Genomic DNA, 8,858 nt, shown 5'->3' on the forward strand with positions numbered 1-8,858 from the left:
ACGCATTCCGGGCCGAGGATGGGAGGATTCATGAGCCTGGAACTCACATTCGATAGCGTGGGCTTCGCCTACGGCGGCATGGGTGAGCGCGTCATCTACCGGGGCGTCACCTGCAGGCTCGCGGCCGGGCGGCTGCATGCGGTGATGGGGCCCTCGGGTTCGGGCAAGACCACCCTGTTCCGCCTCATCACCGGCGAGCTCGAACCGGATACCGGCACGATCGAACTCACGGGCACCGGCGGCGCCCGGCGCGTGTCCCAGGTCTACCAGGACTACCGGCTGGTCCCGTATCTGACCGCGGTCGAGAACGTGATACTGGCCCAGGAGTTCGCCTCCGCGGGTGGCGGCGTCGGCACCTTCCCTGACGCCGCCGCACTGCTGGGCAGACTGGGCCTGGCCGGGCAGACCGATGCCCCGGTGAGCAGCCTCTCGGGCGGCGAGCAGCAGCGAGGGGCCATCGCCCGCGCACTGGCCACCGCCCCGCAGGTCCTGCTCGCCGACGAGCCGACCGGCGCGGTCGACGAGCAGGCCACCCGGGAGATCGCCCAGCGCTTCGCCGACCTGGCCCACGACGACGGCCTGCTGGTGCTCGTGGCCACGCACGACCCGGTGGTGGCCGGATACGCCGACGTGGTGCTGCGTATCCGTGACCACGATCTCGTGGCTGAGCCTCCCTCGGCGGACGCCATGACGGGAGGGGCCCAGCGGTGACCCGCCTGCAGTTGCGGGTCATCACCCGCTCGGTACGTGCGCGCCCGGGACTGTTCACCGCGGCGCTGCTGCTATCCGGCGTGCTGGCGCTGTTCGGTGCTCTGCTGCTGAGCGGCAGGGCCACGTTCCTGGCCACGGCGGAGGCCGGGGCGCGCGCCGAATTCGGCGGCTACCGGTACCAGGTCAGCGGCGATAGCGACGAGCTGTCCGAGCGCATGCACACGCTGGCCGGCGACGGTCAGGCGGTGGCGGTGCTGCGCGCCAGCGCGGCCCTCAGCGGGCCGCGGGGTGCCTCGGATGTGCAGGTGTCCGTGCTGAGTGGGCCCTCCCGTACCGGCCTGCTCGCACAGGGCAAGTACCCGCGCGCCGACGGCGAGGCCTCCATCTCCGCTGAGGTCGCACGGCGCACGGGCCTGAGCGTGGGCGACCGCCTGGAATTGACTTCGGAGGATCTTCCCGAAGGTACAGCCGAGTACACGGTTACAGGCATTACCCGCAATCCCGCCGCCCCGGACGAACTCACGGCCGTCGCGGTATCCGGTGAGGTTATGGGGGACGATGCCGGTGCGGCGATTTCCTCCTGGCTCAGTGACGCCGACCCGTGCGAACAGAGCGGTATGGGCCAGCAGTGTGGTAGCGGTGCGGTAACGGTAGCTGGGGTCGACTATGCCGTTCGGTCTGCCGTGCAGGAGGTAAGCTCCCGGCAACTGGCCGGGTTTCCGGTGCTGCTGGCGCTGCTGCTGCTGAGCGCCGGCGCCGCCTGCGGCGCAGCCCTGGCCGCGGATCGGCCCCATGCCGGGCGCGTCGCCGAGGCGCTGCGGGCCGCGGGTGCTGCTCCACGGCGTGCAGCGGTGCTGGCCGGCGCGGGCATGCCGCTGACGCTCCTGACTGGCAGCGTTCTCGGGATCATCGCCGCCCAGGTTGCCCTCGGCCTCGGGCACGCAGCGATCGGCTCCGCGCTGGGGCAGTACTGGGACGGCTACCGCCCGGCACTGTGGCAGAGCGGGGGCCTGATCCTGGCCTGGCTGCTGCTCGCCGCCGCGGTGGGAGTGTTGCCGGAACAGCTGCGCCGCTGGTCGGCCGACACCCGGGGCGCGGCCTGGCACCTGCGCCCCGCTTACGGGGTGGCGCTGGGCGCCGCTGGCGTGGTCGCGGCGGTGGCGCTCGTGTACCTGCGCGTCACCGAACCGCACCGGGTGCCGACCGGCCACATCCTGGGTGTGATCGTGGGGGCGCTGGCGGCCCCGGTGCTGCTGCTCAGCCTGCCGTGGCTGCGGCGCACGCCCACCGCGGGCACGGCAGTGCGTCACTGCCTCACGGTGGCACTGCCCGTGCTCATGGCCACCATGATGTTCACCGGCTTCGCCGCCTTCTACAGTGCGAGCCTCCACTTCGCTAACGGGACCGATGGGCGAGAGGATCAGACGCTGACGGTGGAGAGACTGACCATCCAGGACGTCGCCGTGCTCACCGCCGCGTACCCGCAGGCCATGGAGTCGGCCCTGGTATTCACCGAGTTGCGCGAGGACGAGCGGCTGCCGCGGGTGGCCCCGGCAGGCGAGGGGAGCTGCGACTCAGTCCGGTGCTTCACCAGCCTGGGGTCAATTGCACTAGCGCCTGAGGATGGGCCCGCCTACGCGCTGGCCGGTACGGCGGCAGCCGAGTTGCTGGGCGGGGGTGCCGAAGACAGGGCGACGCGCGTCTTCTTCACTCCGGTCACGGGCCAGGTGAAGGAGACCGCCGAGGTGACGGGGCTGTCTGCGTCGAGCCTGCTGGACAGCCAGTGGCTGCCCGACGTGGTGCTTGCCGCCGACGACCCGCAGGTCGAGGCGCTGGGGCTGGAGCCATCGAACGTGCGCACGATCCACCTGCCGGAATTCGGCTCCCTGCCCGAGGACCAGCGCGACGCCTTCCGCAGCGACGTCATCACCCGGGCGGGATACGCCTTCGTCATCGAATCGGACTCCCCGGAGCAGCGCCAGCTCATGCGGCAGGCCCTCGCCGTGCCGGTCGCGGCGAGCCTAGTGGCGGTGATCGGCCAGGGGCTGGCGGCCATAACCTTCCTGGGACGGCTGCGGCCCGTGCGCCAGCAGGCGCGCGACTACGGCGTCGGCAGGCGCGGACAGTGCGCGCTGGCGGCGCCACTGAGCCTGAGCGTGGTGGCGTGCACGACCATGGCGGCCCTGCTCGGGCGTTTCGGGGCACAACCGGCGCTGATAATGAACAATCCCCTGGTCACCGGCTCCTTCGGTTGGTGGTGGGCCATCCCCATCGGGGCGTCGGTGCTGGTGACCCTCGGCCTGCTGGTGGCGGCGGCCCGTATGCCCCGCAGCCAGGACGGCCAGTAACCGGTTAAGCCGGCGAGCAAGCGGGCGCCTCGCGCACGCCAACCAGCCAGGAGTGACCTGCGCACTGTCGGGGACGATCGCCTGGGTGTCTGATCCGGTGCCCGGCTCGGCGCATGACACCGCCGCGCTGCGGGCCTCGGTCCTGCTGGACCTCCCACTCGACCACCTGCCCGACGACCAGGACTCTGCCCGGCACATCGGGGATAAGGACTACACCGGGCTGGGCATGACCACTCCCGCCAGAAAACAGCCCGGCCGGCTCTCGATGTACTCCCGGCTGGTAAAGTGCTCGGCTTCGCCGTGAACTGTGCCTCGTTGCCGGTGAACAGGTGCTGTATCATGTGCGGCACTGTGCCAAGTAGCTGGAGTAAGGCGGTGTGGGCTTGTGCCCATCAGAGTGGATCAGGCGTTCATCAGCCGGGGCAACACGCTGCTGAACGATCTGTGGGACGAGGTTGCCGCCCTGGACCAGGCTCCTATCTGCACCATCAGCGAGTGCATCGACCACGTTCTGGCCTACAACAAGGCGAAGACCTACAAGTACATCCTTCTCACCCAGCTGCTGGGCAAGGCCGTAGACGACCGGGTCAACACTTTGGCCATGAAGGCCTCAAGCTCCTTACCGGGAGCGTGGGACGCCAGGAACTTGTGTGAAGGCGTCATTACGCGTGGTGGGTTCGAGAAGAACGTGCTGAGGGGCATCCTTGGTGAGAGTAAGCAGCCCTACAACAGCTCCCCCGGGCAGAAGGCGGAACTGAGCAGGAGCAATCGCACCCGTCCGAGTGACATCCCGCTCAGGGATGAACTCATTGACGCACTCGAGCAGATCACATCGTCTCAGGACGCCATCGCGGCCATCCGCTACTACCTTTACGTGTGTGAAGAGCAGCTAGAGCAGGTGTCCGAAGAGGAACCGCTCCCAGAGTTCTCAAACGACACCGTTTCGCTGGCGAGAACCCGGCAGTTCTGGAGGGCGCTGGCTCGGGTTGGACGCGAGGGTGAGGGGCTGAGCCTGGCTGTCGCAACCTTGCTCGAGGTGTCGCTCGATGACTCATTCAGGCCCGTGCTGTACCAAATCAACACCTCGCGTGCAGGGCACGGGGATCTTGATCTGTATCGCGGCGCAGACGCCTTTGCGACGCTCGAAATCAAGGATCGGCCGTTTACGGCGCATGAGGTTCACGAGTATGCAGGCGCTGCCTTCAGCAGCGGTTGGGGGCGATTCGCCTTTGTTTACGGATACAGGGCGGGTGATGCGGGTCAGGTCTTCACCGAGCACGACTACGCCGAATTCGTCGACCGTGGTGTAATTGCCGTGTGCCTGTCATTCGAGTCATTTTTGGACTCGGTGCTCTTGCAACTGGTCAGCGTGTCCCTGGATGATCTGCGCAGGCACCTTGTCGCCTATATCGAGGACGCGAAGGTCAGTGCCCAGACCGCGAACTCAGCCAGGCAGTTGCTGCGGAATCTAGTGAGCGAGGTCCATAAGTGACTCGACTGTGGACTCGGCCAGCGCTTGCGCGAGGCGGCAGGGCACTGCGTTACCGATCTGCCGATACTGCTTGTTCTGCCTGCCGGCGAAGTGGTAGTCCGCAGGGAAGGTCTGGAGCGCTGCTGCCTCAGCAACGCTTAGTCGTCGTAGCGAGCCGGGGATGGAGCGTTCTGCTTCTTGCGGCGTGATGGCGCCGGCGATGAGCTTGCTGTGGTAGTCGGCCACCCAGTCGAATCCGAGCGGGTTCTCAAGGAGCGCCTGGTCGATGATAGGTGTGTGGTTACCACCCATCTGCGCAGGCAGGGTCTTGGCTACGGCGTCTACGCGCGTAGGCCGACCACGACCGTTGAACAGGAGAGAGCCGTCATAGGGGCTCCTGCGTAGGATGGGATTCTTGGCCAGGCGCAACTGCGCAGTGCTTGCCTCAGTGTTTCCAGACGTCCCGAGGCGAGGTACTGCGCGCAAGGCCTCCCGGACGGTCTTACCGGGTACGCGGCGAAAGTCGAGCGCCTTGGTGAGGTCAGAACGTACGGACTCCGAGTCCACCCCCTGCACTCCGACGAAGAAGAACCGCTCACGCGCCTGGGGGACACCGAAGTCAGAGGCATTGAGGATGAGCGAGGCATGGCCGTAGCCAAGCACCTCAGCTCTCCCGACCAGCTCGGCACGCACCGCCTCCCACTTCGTCAAGGTGCCGAGCGCCTTGACGTTCTCCATGACGAACAGCCTCGGCCCGGTCTTGCGGATGACATCCATGAATGCCCAGATCAAGCGGCTCCGCTCATCGTCAGGATTCATCTTGCCTGCGACGGAGAACCCCTGGCAGGGCGGCCCGCCGTAGACGACGTCGACGCCCCTGTATTCGCCGATGCTGTCCAGGAGGTCGTAGACGTCCCCGCGGCACATCGCATCAGGGTTCAGGTATTTCGGGTTCGAGATGTACGCATCGGCAGCGTCGGGATCGATCTCGTTTGCGAGCACTGCGTCTATCCCCGCGGCGGAGAAGCCGATGTCCATGCCGCCTGCACCGGAGAAGAGCGAGATGGCACTGAGCCGGTCACCATCGGACATGATTGCCTCCCTCCTCGCGCTGGGCCCTGGTCTTCGTACACCACGACACTACAGCCACCAACTGACACGTTGGTGGCCGGTATTCCTGCACGCCAAAGCTCTTCACCAGGACGTCGCCGCCTCTGCGATCCGACTGCGAGCGAAACCGGTCCGAGTCAGCGGCGCGCCCTCGACCTCGATGTACTGCCCGGCGTACTCCGGATCGGGAACGCCCGGGTCTGTGGGTTCATGGTGCTGAGGGCGTTGCCCGACGATCATCAGCCGGGAGGCGGCGCGCAACACCTGGTGGCGGTGAGCATGCGGGCGCCTCGCGCACGTCCACCAGCCACGGGCAGCGGCGGCGCAGCAGATGCTCGAAGCGCGCATGCATGGTGATCGCGGCCGCCGGGCAGTCCCGGCAGGCGCCCTCCAACGCCACCTCGACGACGCCGTCGGCCACCGCCCGCACGGTGAAGGAGCCGCCGTGGGCTGCGGCGATCGCCCCCACCGGCCCGGCCGCGAGCTCTCGTGCCGCCGCCTCCAGGGCCTCGTCCGGCCCCACCCCGACGGCGCCCACCGCCGGCTCCCAAGACCCGGGCACCCCGAGCGCGTCCACCAGGGCGGCACGCACCCGGGCGCCGTCGTCCCGCCAACCGCGGCCCTCACCCAGGAGCGTGAGCACCGCCCCGGGCACCACCTCAATGCCGCCCAGAGTGCCGTCGTCGAGGAGGGCCTGCAACAGGCGCGGGGCGCGGGCCACGGTCCCGGAGAAGCCCAGCAGCCCGTCTGGGATCACCCAGCGCAGCACGCCGGGGTCCGGGGTTGCCACGGGATGCGTGGGGACGACGCCCATGGCGGCTCCTTATCGGCGGGACGACCCGCGGTCAGTGGCGAATGAGTGGCCTGGCGACTCCAGTTGTACCACCTCTGCCACCCTGATGGTCGCCGCGACCGAATACGGCGGTGCCTACCAGCAGGCGGTCGTAGGTGTCATAGGAGGTGTTTAGGAGAGCGCCACCTCGGCTCCGGGAAGGCCGGCCCGGCGGGCCAGGTTGGTGATGACCTCGGCGAGGCGGGCGAAGTCGGCGCCCCGGGAGGAGGAGCGGCGGTGCGCCAGGCCGATGCGCCGGGTCGGCACCGGCTGGGCGAAGCGGGCTACGACATAGTCCTTTCCTGCCAGCAGGCGCAAGGCTCCCTCCGGGATCACGGTCACGCCGACGCCGTGAGCCACCATCTGCACCACCGTGGACAGGGTGGTGGCGACGGCGGTCGGCGGGTTGGCGCCGTAACGCTGGCACAGGGCCAGAGTCTGGTCGCGCAGGCAGTTGTCCTCATCCAGCAGGAGCAGCCGCTGCCCGTCCAGCTCGGCGGGCGCGACATCCTCGCGCCCCTCCCAGGCGTGACCGGCCGGTACCAGGATGACCAGCGGTTCGTCATACATGGGGATGGCCGTGGCGCGGCGCAGGTCGACGTCAATGGCGATGACTGCGGCGTCCAGGCGCCCCTGCCCCAGCATGTCGAGCAGATCGCCGGTAACCATCTCCCGCAGTTCGGGGCGCAGCAGTGGCAGTTCGTGGTTCAGTCCGTCCAGTACCAGCGGCACCAGGTAGGGGGCGAGGGTGGGGATGACGCCCAGGCGCAGGGTACCGGCGAGGGCCGCCCCCTGATTGGTCACCGCCTCGCTGAAGGCCTCGGCCGCGAGCACGGCCTCGCGTGCATAGGGCAGTAGTGCTCGGCCGAGCGGTGTGACCAGTACCCGGCGCGTGGTGCGTTCGACGAGTTCTCCGTCTACGCGCTTCTCCAGCGCGGTGATCGCCTGCGACAGGCTGGGTTGGCTCACGCCCAAGGCGGAGGCGGCCTCGCCGAAATGCTGGTGGTCGCACAGTGATACGAAGGCCCGTAACTGGGAGAAGGAGGGAGGGGTGGTGCTGGACATGGCGGATCCTGAATCCGTAGGCGGCGGTTCGGTCGGATGGTAGGGGGAGTCGGGAGGTCGGCTTATTGGTGTTAATTCTAGATCACGTCGGGATGGAGTTCATAGCCTTGGGGCACCTCCTGTTTGCAAATGCGGTGTCTGGCTGTCATCGGGCGGTGCTCTCGGTGGGCCGTGCGAGGGCGGGTAGTCGCACTCGTACGGAAGGTGATGCCGGAGCCGCCTCCGCGCCTGGTTACACTCGCATCCATGATCGATCTGCGTGCGCTTCGTGAGAACCCCGAGCCGTTCCGTGCCAGCCAGCGTGCCCGCGGAGCCGACGTCGCCCTCGTCGACCGCATCATCGAGGCCGATGAGGCGCGCCGCACCCAGCTCGCCGCCTTCGAGTCCCTGCGTGCCGAACAGAAGACGGTGTCCCGATCGGTCGGCAAGGCCGCCACCCCCGAGGAGCGGGAGGCCGCCCTGCGCGGCGCCAAGGAGCTGGCCGAGCAGGTCCGCCAGGCGCAGGCCGCCGCCGACGCCGCCCAAGCCGCACTCGAGGAGCTGGCCTCCCAGTTCCAGAACCTGATTGAGGGGGCGCCGGCCGGCGGTGAGGAGGACTACCTGGTCCTGCGCCACGAGGGCCCCGCCCCGCGCGACTTCGCCGCCGAGGGCTTTGAGCCCGCCGACCACCTGGCGCTCGGCGAGGGCTTGGACATCATTGACACGCGCCGCGGCGCCAAGGTCTCCGGCTCCCGCTTCTACTATCTCAAGGGCTGGGGCATGCGCCTGGAACTGGCGCTGATGACCGCCGCCCTGGACAAGGCCGTCAAGCACGGCTTCATCCCCATGACCACCCCCACGCTGGTCACCCCGCAGGTGATGGGCGGCACCGGCTTCCTCGGCGCCCACAGTGATGAGATCTACTACCTGCCCGCCGACGACCTGTACCTGACCGGCACCTCCGAGGTGGCACTGGCCGGCTACCACACCGACGAGATCATCGACCTGAGCGACGGGCCGCTGCGCTACCTGGGCTGGTCCACCTGTTACCGGCGCGAGGCCGGCGCCGCCGGCAAGGACACCCGCGGCATCATCCGCGTGCACCAGTTCAACAAGGCGGAGATGTTCTCCTACTGCCGTCCCGAGGACGCCGCCGAAGAGCATCAGCGGCTGCTGGCCATGGAGGAGGAGACGCTGGCTCTGGTGGGCCTGCCCTACCGGGTGATCGATACCGCCGCCGGCGACCTGGGCTCCTCGGCCGCCCGCAAGTTCGACTGTGAGGCCTGGCTGCCCACCCAGAACCGCTGGATGGAGGTCACCTCCACCTCCAACTGCACCACCT

At 68.4% G+C, this 8,858-nt stretch carries 8 protein-coding genes; 5 read left to right on the forward strand and 3 right to left on the reverse strand.

What is annotated here, in order from left to right:
* The first annotated feature begins 30 nt into the window (after positions 1–30).
* The 4 genes from Q4A20_RS05640 to Q4A20_RS05655 all read left to right on the forward strand — a co-directional run bounded on the left by Q4A20_RS05640 (position 31) and on the right by Q4A20_RS05655 (position 4,551).
* Positions 31–711 carry an ATP-binding cassette domain-containing protein gene (locus Q4A20_RS05640; protein ID WP_303121179.1) on the forward strand — a complete coding sequence of 227 codons (681 nt, stop codon included), beginning with the start codon at positions 31–33 and terminating at the stop codon, positions 709–711.
* A complete protein-coding gene (locus Q4A20_RS05645) occupies positions 708–3,059 on the forward strand; it encodes a hypothetical protein (RefSeq protein WP_303121181.1) in 2,352 nt (783 codons plus the stop codon). Before Q4A20_RS05640 ends, Q4A20_RS05645 begins: the two co-directional genes overlap by 4 nt.
* Positions 3,060–3,111: 52 nt before the next feature.
* A complete protein-coding gene (locus Q4A20_RS05650; RefSeq protein ID WP_303121183.1) occupies positions 3,112–3,363 on the forward strand; it encodes a transposase family protein in 252 nt (83 codons plus the stop codon).
* 81 nt (positions 3,364–3,444) lie between these two features.
* Positions 3,445–4,551: a restriction endonuclease, SacI family gene (locus Q4A20_RS05655; RefSeq protein ID WP_303121185.1), complete on the forward strand. Its 1,107-nt coding sequence runs from the start codon at positions 3,445–3,447 to the stop codon at positions 4,549–4,551.
* Here Q4A20_RS05655 and Q4A20_RS05660 read toward each other — a convergent pair.
* The 3 genes from Q4A20_RS05660 to Q4A20_RS05670 all read right to left on the reverse strand — a co-directional run bounded on the left by Q4A20_RS05660 (position 4,528) and on the right by Q4A20_RS05670 (position 7,537).
* Positions 4,528–5,622, reverse strand: coding sequence for a DNA cytosine methyltransferase (locus Q4A20_RS05660; protein WP_303121187.1), 1,095 nt, complete (start codon positions 5,620–5,622; stop codon positions 4,528–4,530). The genes Q4A20_RS05655 and Q4A20_RS05660 overlap by 24 nt on opposite strands.
* A 226-nt stretch (positions 5,623–5,848) precedes the next feature.
* Complete coding sequence (locus tag Q4A20_RS05665; protein WP_303121189.1) at positions 5,849–6,454, reverse strand: NifU family protein; 606 nt, start codon at positions 6,452–6,454, stop codon at positions 5,849–5,851.
* A 150-nt stretch (positions 6,455–6,604) separates the two neighbouring features.
* On the reverse strand, positions 6,605–7,537 hold the full coding sequence (locus tag Q4A20_RS05670) for a hydrogen peroxide-inducible genes activator (protein ID WP_303121191.1): 933 nt from the start codon (positions 7,535–7,537) through the stop codon (positions 6,605–6,607).
* 246 nt (positions 7,538–7,783) lie between these two features.
* Between Q4A20_RS05670 and serS the strand changes: the two genes are divergently transcribed.
* A partial coding sequence (gene serS / locus Q4A20_RS05675) for a serine--tRNA ligase (protein WP_303121193.1) occupies positions 7,784–8,858 on the forward strand: 1,075 nt, incomplete at its 3' end.

The organism is Actinomyces sp., assembly GCF_030530635.1.
In the GTDB taxonomy this organism is placed as follows: domain Bacteria; phylum Actinomycetota; class Actinomycetes; order Actinomycetales; family Actinomycetaceae; genus Actinomyces.

Excerpts from the sequence above, each read along its gene's own strand:
- Q4A20_RS05640 (WP_303121179.1), top strand. The coding sequence starts at position 31 with ATGAGCCTGGAACTCACATTCGATAGCGTGGGCTTCGCCTACGGCGGC.
- Q4A20_RS05660 (WP_303121187.1), bottom strand. The coding sequence starts at position 5,622 with ATGTCCGATGGTGACCGGCTCAGTGCCATCTCGCTCTTCTCCGGTGCA.
- Q4A20_RS05665 (WP_303121189.1), bottom strand. The coding sequence starts at position 6,454 with ATGGGCGTCGTCCCCACGCATCCCGTGGCAACCCCGGACCCCGGCGTG.
- Q4A20_RS05670 (WP_303121191.1), bottom strand. The coding sequence starts at position 7,537 with ATGTCCAGCACCACCCCTCCCTCCTTCTCCCAGTTACGGGCCTTCGTA.